Below are 18064 nucleotides of genomic sequence, written 5' to 3'. Positions count from 1 at the left end.
GCGGCCCCTTCTTGTTGGTGCGGTGAGGCGGGAGAGCTTAAAACGTATAGCCCACGCCAACCGCGCCGAAGAACTGGTCCGCGCTACCGCGAATGCTCGTATAAGGCGTGCGCTTGGCATCGCCGAACAGCCGCGAATAGCCGCCGATCACCACGGCCGAAATGCCGCCATTGGCGAGGTTGCCATCGAGGTCGATCGCCAGCAGCAGGTTCGTGCCGAGGCTGTTGAGCCCGCCATCGGCCTGGAATTGCGGCAACCCGCTCGCCGCGCTCTGATCGGGCGAGACCGAATAGTAATAATCGGCGAAATCATCGTCGACGAACTCTCCGCTGACGGAGAGCGAGGCAGCCATCCCGGGATTGAGCGGGGTGAAATAGGTCACGCCCGGCTCGATCACCATGCCGTCATGCGCACCGGCTACATCCCAGCGCGCATCGAGATTGAAGCTGAGGCTGTCGAAGGGATTGAGCACCTTGGGGAAACTCACGCCCGTCGCAACGCCCACTTCGAAAGCCCGGTCGAGTTCGCCCGCCAGTTCGACCACCTCGTCCTCGATCTGGTCGGCGCGGTCGTTGCGCAGGCGGACCGAAGGGCCGAGCGCGAAATTGGGACCATTGTCGCCATCGGGAATGAAATCGAGCGCAAGGCCCGCAGGGCGCGGGCTGATGCCGACGCCGCCGAGCTTGCCCTGCACGATCGGCGCGGGAAACGCCACGTAGTCGTCCGAACCGTCGTAACTTGGGCCAATGCCGACGCCGACACCGACGCTGAGCCAGTTATCGTCGAACACGCTATCGTCCATATCGATGCCCGGAGGCGGACCCGCAGCCGGTTCCTGGGGAACATCTTCCACGCCCATATCCTGCGCCAGGGCTGGCGCTGCAAGGAGCATGGAAAAGGGCGCGGCGAGGCCGCAAGCAACATATTTCATCTGGAATTCCCGTTCTGTCTGTTGCCTATCAACGCAGCAGGAGAGGCCCCGTTCCGCCTCCTGCACCTGCGAGAGGACTCAGGCGTGGCCCTGCCACTCGGCAATGGCGTCCATGGGATAGAGCAGCATGATGACATTGAGCGTGAGATTGTCGCGCACGACCAGCGCGGTGACGATCTCCGCGATCAGCGCCAGCGCAATGGTCACCCGCACGGGCAGTTTGAGCGCCAGATAGAAGCCGAAGCTCATCCAGCCGATATCGGCCATGGAATTGATCACGCTGTCGCCCGAATAGCCCCAGTTGACCGTGACCGAGCGATAGCGGTCGATCACGAAAGGCGTGTTCTCCAGCACTTCCCAGAACGCTTCGAGAAACACGGCGAGCGTGAAGCTGTATTTCCCTGCGTTTTCGCTCCCCAACCCCCACTTGCCGAACAACAGCAAGCCGAGCGCGTAGAATATCATGCCGTGGATTATGTGGCTGGGCGTGTACCAGTCCGACAGGTGCTGGCTGTTGCCCGAGGCATTGATGTCGCCATACCACAGCTCCACCGTGCCGCAGGTGCAGATCGGCGGTCGGCCCATGGCAAGCAGGATGACGAGCGCTGCAAGCGCGATGGCCGCAGCAGCAATCCATGCCCTGCGATGCGGTTTGAGAGCGTCCATGCGCCTTCATGCCACGCGCCCGCGCATGGGCAAACTGTTTGCCCTCATCTCTCCACTGCCCTAGGCCAAGCGCCATGAACGGGCGCATGGTGGACGTGGCAATTGTCGGGGGCGGCCTCGCAGGCGGATTGATCGCGCTCGCGCTCCACCGCCGGCGACCCGAATTGCGCCTGGCGCTTATCGAAGCGGGCGAAGTGTTGGGCGGCAACCACCGCTGGAGCTGGTTCGACAGCGACCTTTCGCCGGAAGGGCGCGCGCTGCTGGCTGAGTTTCGCCATGTGATCTGGGACGGCGGATACGACGTCACCTTCCCGCGCCATCGCCGCCAGGTCCGGGCCACCTATAACTCGCTCTCGAGCGCCGATTTCCACCAGGGGCTGACGCGCCTGCTTCCACCCGAAACCGTGCTTCTCAAGAGCGGCGTCGCGGAGCTCGATGCAGAAGGGGTAATGCTGGAAAATGGCGAGCGCATTCCGGCGCGCGCGGTGATCGATTGCCGCAGCTTCAAGCCCAGCCCGCACCTGACCGGCGGCTGGCAGGTCTTCATGGGCCGGAAGACACGGCTCGACAAGCCGCACGATTGCGAGCGCCCGGTGATCATGGATGCAAGCGTCGACCAGCTCGCCCCGCATGGAAACGGCGGCGCCTACCGCTTCGTCTATGTCCTGCCTCTGGGCGCGCACGATATCTTCGTCGAAGACACCTATTACGCCGACGAGCCCCTGCTAGACCGCAGCGCGCTGTCGGGACGGATCGATGCCTATTGCCGTCGACATGGTTGGGAAGGGCAGATCACCGGCAGCGAGACGGGCGTGCTGCCGGTCATCACGGGCGGCAATTTCTCAGCCTATCTCGACAGCATTCGCATTCCCGGCGTCGCCATGGCGGGCGCACGCGGCGGCTTTTCCCATCCGCTCACCAGCTACACCATGCCGATCGCGGTCGAAAATGCACTCGCGATTGCGGACGAGGCGGACCTTACCGGGCACCAGCTTGCCGCTTTCATGGAGGCGCGCGCACGGCGGCACTGGCGCAGGATGCGCTTTTACCGCCTGCTCGGCCGCATGCTGTTCCAGGCAGCGGAACCGGATCGGCGGGTGGACATTTTCGAAAGGTTCTATGCCTTGCCCCAGAACATCTTTCAGCGTTTCTACGCCGGCCAGTCGAACCTGTTCGACAAGGCACGCATCCTTGTCGGGAAGCCCCCCGTAGCTATAGGACGTGCAATGCGCGCCCTCGCCTCAAGCGGGCGCCCCCTCACCAGTCAGGAGAAGGCATGACCGCCTCCCCCACGAATACAACGACCGATACGATCTCGCCCGACCTATTCGGAGACGCCAGCAGCCCGGTCGCTTCGGCGAAGTACGAAGGGCGCACGGCCTGTGTCATCGGGTCGGGTTTCGGCGGCATGGCGCTCGCCATCAGGCTGCAATCGGTAGGGATCGCGACCACCGTGATCGAAGCGCGCGACAAGCCGGGCGGGCGCGCCTATTTCTGGGAGAAAGACGGTTTCACCTTCGACGGCGGGCCGACGGTCGTCACCGATCCCAATTGCCTGAAAGAATTGTGGCAGCTGACCGGCCACGACATGGCCGAAGACGTCGAACTGATGCCGGTCATGCCGTTCTACCGGCTCAACTGGCCCGACGGCACGAACTTCGATTATTCGAACCAGGAAGACAGCCTCAACGCGGAAATCGCCAAGCTGAACCCGGCCGATGTCGCGGGCTACCAGCGCTTCCTCGAATATTCGGCCGGCGTCTTTCAGGAAGGCTATGTGAAGCTCGGCCACGTGCCGTTTCTCGACTTCAAGTCGATGATCAAGGCCGCGCCCGCGCTCGCCAAGAAACAGGCCTGGCGCAGCGTCTATTCGATGGTTTCGAGCTTCATCGAAAACGAGAAGATCCGCGAGGCATTGAGCTTCCACACGCTGCTGGTCGGCGGCAATCCCATGAAAACCAGTGCGATCTACGCGCTGATCCACAAGCTGGAGAAGGACGGCGGCGTGTGGTGGACGCGCGGCGGCACCAACCGGCTGATCGCGGGAATGGTGCGCCATTTCGAGCGATTGGGCGGCACAATGATCGTCGGCGATCCGGTGGTGAAGGTTCACACTTTCGGCGCGCGCGCGACCGAGGTCGAAACCTCGAGCGGGTACAAGCAGCGTTTCGACGCGGTCGCCTCCAACGCCGACATCATGCATTCCTATCGCGAACTGCTGGGCGATACGCAGCGCGGCCAGAGTTATGCGAAGTCGCTCGCCAGAAAGAGCTTCAGCCCCTCGCTCTTCGTGGTCCATTTCGGGCTGGAAGGAACGTGGCCGGGCATCCCGCATCACATGATCCTGTTCGGGCCGCGCTATAAGGGCCTGCTAGAGGATATCTACGATCACGGCGTGCTGCCGCAGGATTTCTCGATCTACCTGCATCACCCGACGGTGACCGATCCGACCATGGCGCCCAAGGGCAAGAGCACCTTCTATGCGCTCGTTCCCGTCGCGCACATGGGCAAGCTGGCGGTCGACTGGGAAAAGATCGCTCCGATCCTCGAACAGCGCATTCTGGACGAGGTCGGGCGGCGGCTGATCCCCGACATCAATGACCGGATCGTGACCAAGTTCAGCTATACGCCCCGGGATTTCGGCCACGACCTCAACGCCCATCTCGGCAGCGCCTTCAGCCTCGAACCGCTGCTGACCCAGTCGGCCTATTTCCGCGGCCACAACCGTGACGACGTGATCGAGAACTTCTACCTCGTCGGCGCAGGCACGCACCCGGGCGCAGGCATCCCCGGCGTGGTCGGCAGCGCCAAGGCGACCGCAGGCTTGATGCTGGAGGATCTGGCGGTAAAGGCGGCGGGATGAGCAACCCGATGAACCGTCTCGCCGTCTATTGCGGCTCCGCCACACCCGAAGACCCGCGCTATATCGAACTCGCCCACGAAGTCGGGCGCTCGCTCGCGCTGCGCGAGATCGGCGTCGTCTATGGCGGCGGCAGGCTCGGCCTGATGGGCGCTGTGGCAAGAGGCGCATTGGAGGCAGGCGGCGAAGTGATCGGGGTCATTCCCGATGCGCTGTTCAACACCGAGGTCGCCAATCACGATTGCACCGAGCTCTACACGGTTTCGGGCATGCACGAGCGCAAGCAGCGCTTCACCGATCTTTCTGACGGTTTCGTCACCATCCCCGGCGGCGTCGGCACGATGGACGAATTATGGGAAGCGATGAGCTGGGCGCAGCTCGGCTATCACCAGAAGCCGGTGGGTCTCCTGAACGCGATGGGCTTTTACGACGATCTCATCGCCTTCAACACCAAGATGGCGGAGGTCGGCTTCGTTCGCCCGGCCCACCAGAACATCCTGATTGCCGCCGACACGATCGGCGAGCTGATCGACAAGATGGCGGCGTACGAACCGCATACCCCGATCTTCCGCATGAAGGCGGATGAGTTGTGAGGGCGTCTGGTCGCGCATCCGGGCCACCCGCACCCTCCGCCCTTCCACCCGGCATGTATCCCGGTAGGCTCCGGGCGGAAGGCCAACCGGGGGAAGCATTCCCCCGGAATCCATCCTCTGCCGGTCGCAGGGTGCGGGCTGGCATGGTCTCCACAAAATGAAACGCGCGCGGCTTCTCGCCCCGTCGCGCATCATGCGGCACACGATCCGCAATGCCGGTGGCGGGCGGCGACGCGGCCCGCTGGTCGAGAAGAGTTGGGACATCATCGCGGAAGGCTCCAAGAGCTTCGCCGCCGCCTCCATGCTGTTCGACCGCAGGACGCGCGAGCGGGTGTGGATGCTCTATGCCTGGTGCCGCCGCTGCGACGACATCGCCGATGGGCAGGTGATGGGTGGCGAACTCGGCGATCAGACCGGGCTCGAGGGCAAGATCAAGGGTATCCGCATCCTGACGCAGGCTGCGCTCGACGGACAGCCGACCGCCGATCTGGCGTTCGACGCCTTCGGCCAGGTCGCAGCCGAAACGGGGCTGACCTATGCGGATGCCGAGGAAGTGATCGAGGGCTTCCAGCTCGATGCGGAGGACTGGCGGCCGCGCACCGAGGAAGACCTCATGCGCTATTGCTATCACGTCGCGGGTGCGGTCGGCATCATGATGGCCATCGTCATGGGTGTGCCGCGCGATGACACCGCGACGCTCGACCGGGCATGCGACCTCGGCCTCGCATTCCAGCTCGCCAATATCGCGCGCGACATCACCGAGGATGATGCGGCGGGGCGCTGCTACCTGCCGATGGAATGGCTCGCAGAACAGGATATCGAGCCAGGCCAGCATACCAAGCCGCATCACCGGCAGGAGCTGGCCGACATGGCCGCGAAGCTGATCCGCCGAATGGAATTGCACGAGACCTACGCACGCATCGGCGCATCCAAGCTTCGCTTCCGCCAACGCTGGGCCGTGCTGTCCGCCGCCAATATCTACGGCGCGATCGGGCGCGAGGTGCGCGATCTCGGCACGGAGGCGTGGAACCACCGCGTCTATACGACGCGCCCGCAAAAGCTGCGCCATGTGATCGCGGCCTTCTGGGAGGCCCTCGCCAACCGCCCGCCTGCCCCGCCGATGGAGCCGCGCTGGACGCGCAGCGACCTTGGCAAAGCGGGTCGCGCAGCCTAACCCGCGCACATGATCAAAAAGCTTCTTATCGCCAATCGCGGCGAGATTGCCTGCCGCATTATCCGCACCGCACGCACAATGGGGATCGCCACGGTCGCGGTCTATTCCGATGCCGACGCCAAGGCGCTGCACGTGCGGCAAGCCGACGAGGCGGTGCACATCGGCCCTTCGCCTGCTGCCGAAAGCTATCTCGTCGGCGACAAGATTATCGCAGCGGCCAAGCTGACCGGCGCCGAGGCGATCCATCCGGGTTACGGCTTCCTAAGCGAGAACGCGGGCTTCGCGCAGGCCGTTATCGACGCGGGGCTGATCTGGGTCGGCCCCAAGCCTTCCAGCATCGAGGCGATGGGTCTGAAGGATGCCGCCAAGAAGCTGATGCGCGAAGCGGGCGTGCCCGTCACCCCCGGCTATGAGGGCGAGGACCAGTCGGTCGAGCGCCTCAAGTCCGAAGCGGACAAGATCGGCTATCCCGTGCTGATCAAGGCGGTCGCGGGCGGCGGCGGCAAGGGGATGCGCAAGGTCGATGCGGCGGCGGATTTCGAGGCAGCGCTGGAGAGCTGCCGGCGTGAGGCCAAGGCCAGCTTCTCCAATGACGAAGTGCTGCTCGAAAAGTGGATCACCTCGCCGCGCCATATAGAGGTGCAGGTGTTCGGCGACAGCCACGGCAATGTCGTCCACCTGTTCGAACGCGACTGCTCGCTCCAGCGCCGCCATCAGAAGGTGATCGAGGAAGCCCCCGCCCCGGGCATGGACGAAGCCACCCGCGAAGAAATCTGCGCCGCCGCCGTGCGCGCCGCCAAGGCGGTCGATTACGAGGGCGCAGGCACGATCGAGTTCATCGCCGACGCCAGCGAAGGCCTGCGCGCCGACCGCATCTTCTTCATGGAGATGAACACGCGGCTTCAGGTCGAGCACCCCGTCACCGAGGAAATCACCGGGGTCGATCTGGTCGAATGGCAGCTGCGCGTGGCGAGTGGCGAGCCGATCCCGAAGAAGCAGAAAGATCTCTCGATTAACGGCCACGCCATCGAGGCACGGCTGTATGCGGAGGACCCGGCGAAAGGGTTTTTGCCGAGCACGGGGCGGTTGGACGTTCTGGACTTTCCAGACGACAAATTCGAACTTCGGATCGACACGGGAGTCGAAGAAGGCAGCGATGTTAGTCCGTTCTACGATCCGATGATCGCCAAGCTGATTGTTCATCGCTCCAACAGAAACGAAGCATTGGAAGCGTTGGAGTTTGCTTGCGGGTCGACGCTGGTTTGGCCAGTGCGCTCCAACGCCGCATTTCTTGATCGCCTTCTTGGACAAAGCGATGTCGTAGAAGGCCGGTTGACGACAGCCTTCATCGGAGAAAATCTCGAAGAGCTTACTTCGGTGCCCTCGCCAGACAAGGAGATGATCCAAGCAGCGGCGGCGGCATGGTTCCTGCGACAACGCGATGGCAAACTTCCGATTCTTTGGAGCGAAATGGTCACCTCGGACACGACCGGCCCCCTCACGCCACACTCGTCGGGTTTTAGGCTAAATTCCGCCCCGCGTAGTCGAATAGTTATCGAGCTAGGCACCGAATCTCACGAAGTCTGTTTTCCCGAGCCAGTTGGTCAATTGATCGAGTTTGACGATTCTAATGAATCCTCACCAATCGAGATGATGTGGCATGACGACGAGTTGCTCATATCTCGCGCGGCGGATGTCTTTGCGGCGACACTGCCATCCCACGTTTCCGGCCATGCCTCCGCCGCCGATGGCGCGATCCTCGCCCCCATGCCGGGCAAGGTCATCGCGGTCGATGTGGCCGAGGGCGAAAGCGTCACCGCGGGTCAGCGGCTGATGGTGCTCGAGGCGATGAAGATGGAGCACGCGCTCACCGCGCCGTTCGATGGGACCGTTACCGAGCTTGCCGCCAGCGAGGGCGCTCAGGTGCAGGTCGAAGCGGTGCTCGCGGTCGTGGAGCCTGCGAAAGAGGCTTGACCCACCCCCGGCCCCTCCCGCAAGCGGGAGGGGAGCGAGACTTGCCAGCTAGCTGGCTTAGTCGCAGCGGGGTGGGCATGGAGAGAGCCGCTTGACCTGGGAAAAAGAACTCGAGGAATTGCACAGGCGCGAGGCGCTTGCCGAACAAATGGGCGGCGAGGAAAAGGTCGCGCGCCAGCATGGCCGCGGCAAGATGGATGCGCGCGCGCGCCTCGCGGCGCTGGTCGATGACGGCTCCTTCCGCGAAATCGGCAAGATTGCGGGCAAGGGAAGCTATGACGAGGACGGCAATCTGGAAGGCGTCCTCCCCGCCCCGTTCCTTTTTGGCAAGGCGCTGATCGAGGGGCGGCCGGTGGTCGCCACGGCGGACGATTTCACCATTCGCGGCGGCGCGGCGGATGCCGGGATCAGCCGCAAGATGGTGCAGGCGGAAAAGATGGCGCATGAGCTCAAGCTCCCCATCATCCGCATGATCGACGGGACCGGCGGCGGCGGCAGCGTCAAGACGCTCGAACAGATCGGTGCGACCTACATTCCCGCCGTTCCCGGATGGTCGGACGTGGTGAAGAATCTCGACACGGTGCCGGTCGTTGCGCTGGCGCTCGGCCCCACGGCAGGCCTCGGCGCAGCGCGCACCGTCGCGAGCCACTACTCGGTCATGGTCAAGGGCCTCTCCCAGTTATTCGCCGCCGGACCCGCGGTGGTCGATGGCCTCGGCGAGAAGTACAAGAGCGCCGCGGACCACCAGCAGGCGAAGGAAGACCTCGGCGGCAGCGGTATCCACACCCGCAACGGCGTGGTCGATGACGAAGTGGCGAGCGAGGCCGAAGCCTTTGCCCGCGCGCGCCACTTCCTCAGCTTCATGCCCGAACATGTCGGCCAGCTGGCGCGCCGGTCAAACTGCACCGACCCGGTCCATCGCCGCGAGGAAGACCTGCTCAGCCTCGTCCCGCGCGACCCGAAACAGGTCTATTCGATGCGCCGCGCGCTCGACATGGTGTTCGACCAGGGCACGGTGTTCGAAATCGGCCGGATGTGGGGCCGCGCCTGCATCACCGCGCTTGCCCGGCTCGACGGCTGGCCCGTTGCGGTGCTGGCGAGCGATCCCAGCTATCTCGGCGGATCGTGGGAAGCGAAGACCAGCGAGAAGGTCGAACGCTTCGTCAAGATGGCCGACCAGTTTCGCCTGCCGATCGTCCACATGGTCGACAACCCCGGCTTCATGATCGGGCGCGAGGCGGAGATGGCGGGCACGATCCGATATGGCGTTCAGGCGATGAACGCGGTGTACAAGGCCAGCGTGCCGCTCGCGAGCATCGTGCTGCGCCGCGCCTATGGCATCGCCGGCAGCGCGATGAGCAATGCCGAGACATATCAGTACCGCTATTGCTGGCCCTCGGGCGATTGGGGCAGCCTGCCGATCGCAGGCGGGCTGGAGGTCGCCTACAAGTCGGACATCGAAGCCGCCGAAGATCCCGCGGCAGAGCTGGCGGCGATCCGCGAACGGCTCGACAAGGTCACCAGTCCTTTCCGCAGCGCGGAGCGCTTCAATGTCGAGGATATCATCGACCCGCGCGACACGCGGCCCTTGCTGTGCGAGTTTGCCGATCTGGCGTGGCGGAAACTGAAAAGCGAAGCCTGATCGCAAGAAAGCCTAGTCGTCCTCGTCGTCGACGACGGGCGGGCCGAACAGTTTCCACCGCTCGCTGAGCAGGACGAACACGAGGCTGAGGACCGCCGTCGCGAGCAGCGCAATCGCCAGCGGGCGCGCGGTGCCGTCATAGCTGTAGCCGATGAACGCGCCCAGCGCTGCGCCGCTCGTCATGCGCAAGAATCCTTGCGCACTCGACGCTGCGCCCGCGATATGGCGGAACGGCTGCATCGCGATCGAACCGAAGTTCGCGCCGATGAAGCCAAGCAGGCTCATGTTCGCGGCCATCAGCGGGACGAAGGTCCACAGCGTTTCATCGGGCTGCGATGCGAACCACAATTGCGCGGCGGCGACGGCGATGAAGGCGAACAGCGCGGCATGGCTCACCCGGCGCGCGCCGAATCGCTCGACGATGCGCGAATTGGACCAGTTGGCCACGGCCATGCAGCCTGCACAGATGGCGAAGATCAGCGGGAAGCTGTCGCCCGCCCCGAATGCCTCGCCGATCAGCTGCTGGCTCGAATTGATGAAGCCGAACAATCCGCCGAATACCAGCGCGCTGCCGATCGTGTAACCGATGGTTTCGCGCAGGGTAACCGCGTGCTTCATGTTGCGCGCGATCGGCTTGATGCGGATTTCCTGCCGGTCATCCTCGTGCAGGGTTTCGGGCAGGCGGAAATAGACCCAGGCTGTCATGATGAGTCCGGCGACGGCCATCGAAACGAAGATCCAGCGCCAGTCGCCGAGCAGCATCAGCACACCCTGCCCGATGCTCGGCGCGACCGCCGGGACGAGCAGGAAGATGACGAAGATCAGGCTCATCATGCGCGCCATCTTGTCGCCGCCCACGCGGTCGCGAATGATGGCGGGCGGCAGCGCGATGATGCCGGCGGCGAAAAACCCTTGCGCCGCCCTCAGCGCGACCAGCATGTCGAAAGAGGTCGCCAGCGCGCAGGCGAGCGACAGCGCGATGTAGAACGCCAATCCAACGAACAGCACCGGCCTCCGCCCGTAGCGGTCGGCAAAGGCGCCCGGCACCAGCGTGCCGAGACCGGCCGCGAAGAGATAGGCGCCGACCACGAACTGGCGGCTGTTGCCCTCCGCCCCGAAATCCATCGCAAGTGCGTCGAGCGCAGGCAATATCGCATCGATGCCGAAAGCATTGCACGCCATCAGCAGCGCCATCATCCATATGAGCTCGCGTTCACCGATGCGGCGGCCGTGAGCCGCCTTGGCGATGGGCCGCTCACCCGGACTGAATTGTTCACTTCGCATCTGCACAAAACCGGCCCTGCGCCCTAAGGTTCCGCTTTGCAACCCACCTGTTTAAACAGTGAGCGATGAGCGAAATCGATCAGGATGACGGAGGCGAGGCCAGTGGCCTGCGCAAGATCATCCATGTCGACATGGACGCTTTCTTCGCCAGCGTCGAACAGCGCGACAATCCGGAACTGCGCGGCAAGCCGGTCGCCGTGGGCGGGTCGGGCGGGCGCGGCGTGGTTGCGGCCGCCAGCTATGAAGCGCGCAAGTTCGGCGTGCGCAGCGCAATGCCTTCGGTCACGGCGAAGCGGCTGTGCCCCGACCTCATCTTCGTGCGGCACCGCTTCGATGCCTACAAGGAGGCGAGCCGCACCATCCGCACAATCTTCGAGCATCACACGCCGCATGTCGAACCGCTGAGCCTCGACGAGGCCTATCTCGACGTGACCGAGGACCGGCTCGGCATCGGCTCCGCCACCCGCATCGCCGAGCTGATCCGGCAGGAGATCAAGGCCAAGACGCAGCTGACCGCGAGCGCGGGCGTTTCCTACAACAAGTTTCTCGCCAAGCTCGCCTCCGACCAGAACAAGCCCGACGGCATGTGCGTCATCCGCCCTGGTGAAGGGGCCGATTTCGTGGCCGGGCTGCCGGTGCGCCGCTTCCACGGGGTCGGGCCGAAGGGCGCGGAGAAGATGGCGAAGCTGGGCATCGCAACCGGCGCGGATCTCGCAGCCAAGGACATCGCTTTCCTGCGCGCCAATTTCGGCAGCATGGGCGATTATCTCTATCGCGCCGCGCGCGGGATCGACCTGCGCCCCGTGCGTTCGCACCGCGTGCGAAAATCGGTCGGCGGAGAGCGCACCTTCAGCGAGGATATCTCGTCGGGCCCAAAGCTGCGCGAGACGCTCGACAACATCATCGACATCGTCTGGGACAGCATCGAGCGCGCGGAGGCCAGGGGCCGCACCGTGACGCTCAAGATGAAATACACCGATTTCCAGACGATCACACGTGCGCGCTCACTGCCGCATCCGGTGGCCGACAAGCCGGAGTTCGCGCGCACGGCGCGTGCAATCCTCGAAGAGACGCTGCCGCTGCCCATGCCGATACGGCTGATGGGCCTGACGCTGTCCAATCTCGAACGCGATGGTGTGCAGCAGCCCAAGCGCGACGACGCGCAATTATCGCTGCTGTAGCCCGGTACCGAGCCCGTCTCGTGGTCAGTCCTTGATATTCGAAACCCTGCGCCAATAGGCCAGCCGCGTGCGGGTGAAAGCCCCCAAGGGCTCGGGCAAGGAATGAGGCGGGAAGAAGCGCGCTTCGATGACTTCGCGGCAGTCGGGCACTGCATCGTCAAGTACTGTCGCTTCGAACAGGTGGCCCTTGTGCGGCGAACCCGAGACCATCTCCTCGATCGTGCCGATCACCTTCAATCGCTCGACCGTCATGCCCACTTCCTCGAGCAGTTCGCGCCGCGCCGCAGCCTCCGGATCCTCGCCTTTCCTGACACCGCCGCCCGGCAGGCCCCAGACCGGCGGTCCGTAACTGTGGCGGACAACCAGCAATTGCCCGCGCAAATCCTTGACGATGACCGAGACACCGGCAAGCTCGACCTTGCGCCACACGCGCCAGCGATGACGCAGCCGATAGGCAATGCGCAGACCGAGCCGGTGGAGCGGCGCGGGGATCAGGCGAAACATGTGACGGGCTGGGTGGCAGCTCCGAGAAGCCGCGCAATCGGCAGGTCGTGCTCGCCGCGCCTGGCGGCTTCGAAGACTTCGCGCTTTTCGGCCGAGCCGCCGAGCGTGAACATGATCTGATCCGATGCCAGCAGGCTCGGCATGGTCAAAGTCACGCGATCGAACGGTGCCTCGGGCGGCAGCGGGTCGGGCGTCAGCCGACGGATTGCGTGATCGTCATCGACCCGGGGATCGGTATTGGGGAAGAGCGAGGCGATGTGGCCGTCTGCTCCCATGCCAAGCCAGACCAGCGCGAAATGCGGCACCTGCTCCATCACCGTCAGCGTCACGACCTCGGCGCCCGAAGGCTCGAACAGCGCGCGGATCTTGCCGGTGTTCGACGCCTCGTGATCTTCCGCCACGATGCGATCATCGCCGGGCCAGACCAGCAGCCGCGAAAACTCGAGATCGCGCTTCAGCAGTTCTGCAAAGATCGGGAAAGGGGTCGATCCGCCGGGAACGCTGATGGCGATCGGCCCGTCCTGCTTCGATAGCGCAGCTTGCAGTTGTGACGCGATCCAGTCCGCGATCCCTGAAGCGTTCAATCCTTCGACAGTTGAAACATCAGCCATTGGGCCTCCCTAGCAAAAGGGCCGCTCCCGCCAAGCGGAAACGGCCCTCCCGAGGAAACTCTCCGTCTGCAAACTTACTTCAGCGTCTGGTTGAGGAACCATACGCGTTCCTCCGCCATGTCGGTCCAGTCATCGAGCAGACCGTCGGTGGCGTTGTCGCCAGCCTGTTCGGCCAGTTCCTTCATGCCCTTGAGGCGCTTGACCATCGCGGCGTTGTCGTCGCGCAATTCCTTGACCATCGCCTCGGCGGTCAATGTCACGTCGTCCTGATCCTTGATCTGCGTGTGCTTGGCGACCGAGCCGATCGAGGTCAGCGTGTACTCGTCATTCTTGCGAACGCGTTCGCCGATCGCGTCGATCTGGTCGCGGATCTCGATCGCCTGCTCGTCGAACAGCAGGTGCAGATCGCGGAAACGCGGCCCTGCTACGTGCCAGTGAAAGTTCTTGGTCTTGAAGAACAATGCCATGTGATCGGCCAGCAGACCGTTGAGTTCGCTGACGAGGGCTGCTTTCGAATTGTTGCCAGTGTCGGCCATAATGTTTTCCTCCTTGGAAACTTGTGCATCTTGCCTAACCAACGGCCGAAGCTTGATCGGGTTTCACAAGTTTAGAGGATTATTTTAATCGCTTTTGTCGATTATTGATCGAAATCAAATTTAGACCGCACCGCGCGCCGAGAGAGCGATCCACGCGGCGATAAGCAACACGACAATGCCAAGCGCGATCCGGACCCTGCGCAGGGGAAAGCGTTCTTCCAACTCCCCCTGCAACGTCCAGGCCAGCAACATGGCACCCGCCCCGCCCAACGCTCCACCGAGCCAGGCGAGAGGTGCCAGCACCGTGGCAGCAGCAAAAGCGAAAACGGCAAAACGCGCGGCATCGCCGAGCTGCCTAGCGAACAGCACGATGCCGATCGCCCCGAGCGAACGCGTCGGCTCCGTCGCCTCCCGCAGCCGAACCGGCCAGAATAGCTCGAGCGCGGCGATGGCGAGGGCAATCGCGATCAGCATGTGCTGCGCCGGCACCGGCAAGAGCACCGCTATATGCGCTCCGGCATAGGCCATCACGCCCGCGCTCGCCACGCTCACCAGAACCGCGACGGCGAGCAAGGCGCCGCTCTGGCCGAGCTTGGCCGAAAAGCGCGCCACCATGATCTGGTCGCGCCCACCGATCGAAAGCAGCAGCACGGCGGCAAAGGCGAACAGGAAGGAATCCATCGCGCATCCCTAGCCGGGGTCGGCCGGGCGCGCCATCGCTGCCCTTATGTTTTTGAAGGGGTTGCGCGAGGCCAGCCACGCCCTAATCGTGTCGGCCGATCAAGGGAGAATGACGCGATGAAACTCGAACAAGGTATGGCGGCAGTGGTGACCGGCGGCGCATCGGGGCTCGGCAGGGCAAGCGCGCAGGCGCTTGCCGATCTGGGCCTGAAGGTGGCCATCTTCGACATCAACGACGAGGACGGCGAGGCCCATGCCAGGGCAATCGGGGGTACCTTCCACCATGTCGACATTATGGATGAACAATCGGTCGAGGATGGCTTTGCAGCGGCGCGCGCGGCCAACGGGCAGGAGCGCGTGACGGTCCACTGCGCGATGGCGTCGAAACGCGGGAAGACCATTGGCTGGGACAAGGAAAAGGGCGGCTACAAGCGCCTGCCGACCGAAGACTATGCGTTCGGTGCCGAGGGTATCCTCGTCGCCAGCTATCGCGTCGCTTCGATCAGCGCGCTCGGCATGGCGAACAGCGAACCGGTGAACGAGGATGGCGAGCGCGGCTGCATCACGCTGACCGCTTCGGTCGCGGCGCAGGACGGCCAGATCGGCCAGGTGATCTACGGTAGCTGCAAGTCGGGGGTGAACGGCCTCGTCCTGCCGATGGCGCGCGACCTGATGGACCTCGGCATCCGCGTGAACTCGGTCATGCCGGGGATCTTCGCGACGCCGCTGATGCTGGGAATGAAGGACCGCAATCCGCAGATGTGGGACCAGTTGAACGCGAGCGTGCCCTTCCCCAAGCGGCTCGGCCATCCGGAGGAGTTCGCCTCGCTGATCTGCGAGATCGCGCGCAATACCTACATCAACGGTCACCAGTTCCGCCTCGACGGCGCGATCCGGATGCCACCGAAATAGGCGCTAGCGCAGCAGTTCCAGCCCTTCGCGGATCGCCGCGACGAGTTCGAGCGGGTGATCGACGAGGATGTGGTGACGCGCATCCTCGATCACGGTGGTGAACCGGCGATCGGGGATCAGTGCCTCCAGCTCTTCCAGCCGCCCGGATGGGAACAGCGCCGACTTGCCGCCGACGATGATCCCGATCGGCACCTGCGGCTTCTCGCCCCAGTTCCTCCGCTCGAACTTGGTCCAGAATTGCGGGTCGAACCGCCATGTCCAGCCGCCGGGCGCTTCGTCGGTAGCGGGAACTTCATGCAGCGCCCCGCGCGCCATCCAGTCGATGATCTCGGGCAGGCCCTCCTCCTGTTCGGGCAGGAAGCGGAAGCGGCGCAGTGCGGCTTCGAGCGTTTCGTAGCGCGGATTGTGCGAGCGCCCCTGCGCCAGCCGTGGCGGCGGTCCGCCTTCCGCGCGCGGCGGTGCTGAATCGACCAGGATCGCACCCGAAATCGCATCCGGATGATGGCTTGCCATGCGCAGCGTCGGGAACCCGCCGAAGGAATGGGCCACGATCACCGGTTGCATCCCGGATGCGCCGAGTTGCGCCACTTCGATCGCGGTCTCCGCTTCCTTGGCGAAGGTCGGAATATCGTAGGATTCGCGCCAGCCCGATTTCCCCATTCCCGACCATGAAATGGCCGCGCAGCGAAAACCGTCGGCGAATTGCGGGGCAATAAAGCTCCACCAATCGGCGTGCGCAGCATTGCCGTGGAGGAAGAGCAGGCCGGGCTTGCCGACCTCGCCCCAGGTCAGAAGCTCGATGTCGGCCCCATCGACGGTGAAATTGCTGCGTTCGGGCGCATGCGCGATGGCAGCGTCGAACCATTGCGCTGCCGGCGGTTTTTCGCCGCCGAATCGCCCAAGCAAGGTGCCGTCGGCGTCAGGGTCTGGCGATGTAATTGTGTTCAAGCTGTCCCCGAGACCAGTTTCATTTTGCTACCATCGGGGAGGGCCATGCGGTTTGCAAGTGCATCTGCCATTTATCGCGGGGTGCTGGAGCGGGTGAAGGGAATCGAACCCTCGTCGTCAGCTTGGGAAGCTGCTGCTCTACCATTGAGCTACACCCGCAAAGCACTGTGAAAGAAGGGAAACCGAATACACTGCATAGAACGGTTTACAGGTCAGTTTACACCCGCCTTCATGATGCGCTCGCCGATTGCCACGATTGCACGCGACTGGTCAACGTATGTTCGTCGGATGCCCGACACCTTTTCGACCGACCATGCCATGATCTCCGCAACCTCCGCATCGGTCAGGCCAGACAGGATGAGGCGTGTTGCAAAAGTCCCGCGAACGTCGTGCAGGTGTTTGCGCTTCTGCTCTCCCGTATCAGGGTCCGTAAATACGATCCCGGCCGCGTCACGAACGCGATTGAACGAGCCCCCGAAACCATCGCCACTCCATGGCTTGCCACGGCTGTTTACGAGAAGGGTGGTTACCCCCTCTTCACGCGGCCGTGTGTCCAGTTCTTGAAGCAGGAGATCAAGCTCCGGTATCCTTGGCATCGAAGCTGTTCGACGCCGCCCGCGGCTGGTCTTGAGCGCGCGCTTGACGATTGCAAAGTCATAGACGTCTGAGCAGCTCACGGTGACAAGGTCTTCGCGCCGCAGCCCTGTGACCGCACAGAGACGCAATCCGTCGAGCACATGGAGCTTGTCCATTCGCTTCGCCTCGAATGAGAAACGGTCGATGTCTTCGTCCGTCCAAATGATCTCGGCGCGCTGCCCATTCCGGTAGAGGGTCGGAATGCCCTCCGCGACGTTGATGAGGACGCGACCATGCAGACACCCAAACTTGAGCAGTTCGCGAAGCACCATGACGCCGAGATCAGCAGCTCGCGGCGTGGCTGCACGTTCGTCCCGCCACCGGACAACCTTCGCCTTCATGCGCGGGTCGTTCCAAACGGAAAGAGGCGTCTGACCCCAACGTTCGATGATCTGCTTGATATAACTGGACCAGGTCTTCTTCGTGGAGCTCGCCAGGTTCTCCCAAGCCGGACTACGCTCCCATTCGCGAACGAGCGCCGACAGCGTCTTGCTGTCCGGCGTCGCATTGCGCTCAATCGCTTCGATGGCAGCCTTGATTTCAGCAGCAGTGAGAACCGGCTTTCCGCCACCTTCACGTTTCGCGATCAGCGGACCTCCGCGCCACGCATACACATAATGAAGAGTTGGTTTGCCCGACCGCTTCTTCGTGACGAAGTGAATACCAGAGATCAAAGGGCGCCTCGCCTGTCCCATTCATCGAAGTCATTAGCAGCTGGTTCGAGGTTCCCGGTCGCAGCGTAAATTCGTAGCGCACCGCTGGCAGAGATTTCGATAGAGCCGACTACGACGCCAGCCTTGGTAACAGCAGCAATTGCCCGCTTGATCTCCGGTGAGCGGGGGAACTTGATGAGTGGTGTATCCGTCATGCGTGGCAAATACTACGCATTCACGAAAGTTTCAAGTGGCAATTGACACGCGCGCATTCTGAA

Annotated in this window: 18 protein-coding genes and 1 tRNA gene; 8 read left to right on the top strand and 11 right to left on the bottom strand. The window is 63.5% G+C overall.

Going from position 1 to position 18064, the window contains the following annotated elements; all coding sequences use genetic code 11:
• Positions 1-37: 37 nt before the first annotated feature.
• The gene (locus CCE89_RS09520) at positions 38-931 is read right to left on the bottom strand and encodes a MipA/OmpV family protein (protein WP_086437773.1); all 894 of its coding nucleotides are present in this window, start codon (positions 929-931) and stop codon (positions 38-40) included.
• Between the two features lie 78 nt (positions 932-1009).
• Positions 1010-1597, bottom strand: a complete 588-nt coding sequence (locus CCE89_RS09515) for a DUF2585 domain-containing protein (protein ID WP_086437772.1) — start codon at positions 1595-1597, stop codon at positions 1010-1012.
• Positions 1598-1671: 74 nt separating this feature from the next.
• Here CCE89_RS09515 and crtY point away from each other — a divergent pair, with 74 nt between their 5' ends.
• The 6 genes from crtY (at position 1672) to CCE89_RS09485 (ending at position 9840) form a co-directional block, all read left to right on the top strand.
• Positions 1672-2877 (top strand): lycopene beta-cyclase CrtY, encoded by a 1206-nt coding sequence (gene crtY / locus CCE89_RS09510; protein ID WP_086437771.1) that lies wholly within the window; start codon positions 1672-1674, stop codon positions 2875-2877.
• The gene (locus tag CCE89_RS09505; RefSeq protein WP_086437770.1) at positions 2874-4460 is read left to right on the top strand and encodes a phytoene desaturase; all 1587 of its coding nucleotides are present in this window, start codon (positions 2874-2876) and stop codon (positions 4458-4460) included. The genes crtY and CCE89_RS09505 overlap by 4 nt, the downstream gene beginning before the upstream one ends.
• Positions 4461-4468: 8 nt before the next feature.
• Positions 4469-5050 carry an LOG family protein gene (locus CCE89_RS09500; protein ID WP_086438064.1) on the top strand — a complete coding sequence of 194 codons (582 nt, stop codon included), beginning with the start codon at positions 4469-4471 and terminating at the stop codon, positions 5048-5050.
• Between the two features lie 157 nt (positions 5051-5207).
• Positions 5208-6224 (top strand): phytoene/squalene synthase family protein, encoded by a 1017-nt coding sequence (locus CCE89_RS09495; protein WP_086437769.1) that lies wholly within the window; start codon positions 5208-5210, stop codon positions 6222-6224.
• 9 nt (positions 6225-6233) lie between these two features.
• Positions 6234-8198 carry an acetyl/propionyl/methylcrotonyl-CoA carboxylase subunit alpha gene (locus CCE89_RS09490; protein ID WP_086437768.1) on the top strand — a complete coding sequence of 655 codons (1965 nt, stop codon included), beginning with the start codon at positions 6234-6236 and terminating at the stop codon, positions 8196-8198.
• 91 nt (positions 8199-8289) lie between these two features.
• The gene (locus tag CCE89_RS09485) at positions 8290-9840 is read left to right on the top strand and encodes an acyl-CoA carboxylase subunit beta (RefSeq protein WP_086437767.1); all 1551 of its coding nucleotides are present in this window, start codon (positions 8290-8292) and stop codon (positions 9838-9840) included.
• 12 nt (positions 9841-9852) lie between these two features.
• On the opposite strand, the gene CCE89_RS09480 is transcribed toward CCE89_RS09485, so the two are convergent.
• On the bottom strand, positions 9853-11124 hold the full coding sequence (locus CCE89_RS09480; RefSeq protein WP_086437766.1) for a multidrug effflux MFS transporter: 1272 nt from the start codon (positions 11122-11124) through the stop codon (positions 9853-9855).
• Between the two features lie 65 nt (positions 11125-11189).
• Here CCE89_RS09480 and dinB point away from each other — a divergent pair, with 65 nt between their 5' ends.
• Positions 11190-12305 carry a DNA polymerase IV gene (gene dinB / locus CCE89_RS09475; protein WP_086437765.1) on the top strand — a complete coding sequence of 372 codons (1116 nt, stop codon included), beginning with the start codon at positions 11190-11192 and terminating at the stop codon, positions 12303-12305.
• A gap of 24 nt (positions 12306-12329) precedes the next feature.
• On the opposite strand, the gene CCE89_RS09470 is transcribed toward dinB, so the two are convergent.
• From CCE89_RS09470 to CCE89_RS09455, 4 genes are all read right to left on the bottom strand, one after another.
• Complete coding sequence (locus tag CCE89_RS09470; protein WP_086437764.1) at positions 12330-12809, bottom strand: NUDIX hydrolase; 480 nt, start codon at positions 12807-12809, stop codon at positions 12330-12332.
• Complete coding sequence (locus CCE89_RS09465) at positions 12797-13420, bottom strand: 6-phosphogluconolactonase (protein ID WP_086437763.1); 624 nt, start codon at positions 13418-13420, stop codon at positions 12797-12799. Before CCE89_RS09465 ends, CCE89_RS09470 begins: the two co-directional genes overlap by 13 nt.
• 74 nt (positions 13421-13494) lie before the next feature.
• Positions 13495-13956 (bottom strand): Dps family protein, encoded by a 462-nt coding sequence (locus CCE89_RS09460; RefSeq protein ID WP_086437762.1) that lies wholly within the window; start codon positions 13954-13956, stop codon positions 13495-13497.
• Between the two features lie 120 nt (positions 13957-14076).
• Positions 14077-14637: a hypothetical protein gene (locus CCE89_RS09455; protein WP_086437761.1), complete on the bottom strand. Its 561-nt coding sequence runs from the start codon at positions 14635-14637 to the stop codon at positions 14077-14079.
• Positions 14638-14754: 117 nt separating this feature from the next.
• Between CCE89_RS09455 and CCE89_RS09450 the strand changes: the two genes are divergently transcribed.
• Complete coding sequence (locus CCE89_RS09450; RefSeq protein ID WP_086437760.1) at positions 14755-15549, top strand: SDR family oxidoreductase; 795 nt, start codon at positions 14755-14757, stop codon at positions 15547-15549.
• Between the two features lie 3 nt (positions 15550-15552).
• Here CCE89_RS09450 and CCE89_RS09445 read toward each other — a convergent pair whose 3' ends face one another.
• The 4 genes from CCE89_RS09445 to CCE89_RS15455 all read right to left on the bottom strand — a co-directional run bounded on the left by CCE89_RS09445 (position 15553) and on the right by CCE89_RS15455 (position 18001).
• Positions 15553-16497: an alpha/beta fold hydrolase gene (locus CCE89_RS09445; RefSeq protein ID WP_200810318.1), complete on the bottom strand. Its 945-nt coding sequence runs from the start codon at positions 16495-16497 to the stop codon at positions 15553-15555.
• 85 nt (positions 16498-16582) lie between these two features.
• Positions 16583-16656, bottom strand: a tRNA-Gly gene (locus CCE89_RS09440).
• A gap of 53 nt (positions 16657-16709) precedes the next feature.
• Positions 16710-17807 (bottom strand): tyrosine-type recombinase/integrase, encoded by a 1098-nt coding sequence (locus CCE89_RS09435; protein ID WP_159456634.1) that lies wholly within the window; start codon positions 17805-17807, stop codon positions 16710-16712.
• Positions 17804-18001: a hypothetical protein gene (locus CCE89_RS15455; protein ID WP_086437758.1), complete on the bottom strand. Its 198-nt coding sequence runs from the start codon at positions 17999-18001 to the stop codon at positions 17804-17806. Before CCE89_RS15455 ends, CCE89_RS09435 begins: the two co-directional genes overlap by 4 nt.
• Positions 18002-18064: the final 63 nt, after the last annotated feature.

Source organism: Altererythrobacter xiamenensis (assembly GCF_900177715.1).
Classification (GTDB): Bacteria; Pseudomonadota; Alphaproteobacteria; order Sphingomonadales; family Sphingomonadaceae; genus Erythrobacter; species Erythrobacter xiamenensis.
The sequence above is the reverse complement of the archived record's forward strand: the minus strand, read 5'-3'. Positions and strand labels throughout refer to the sequence as shown.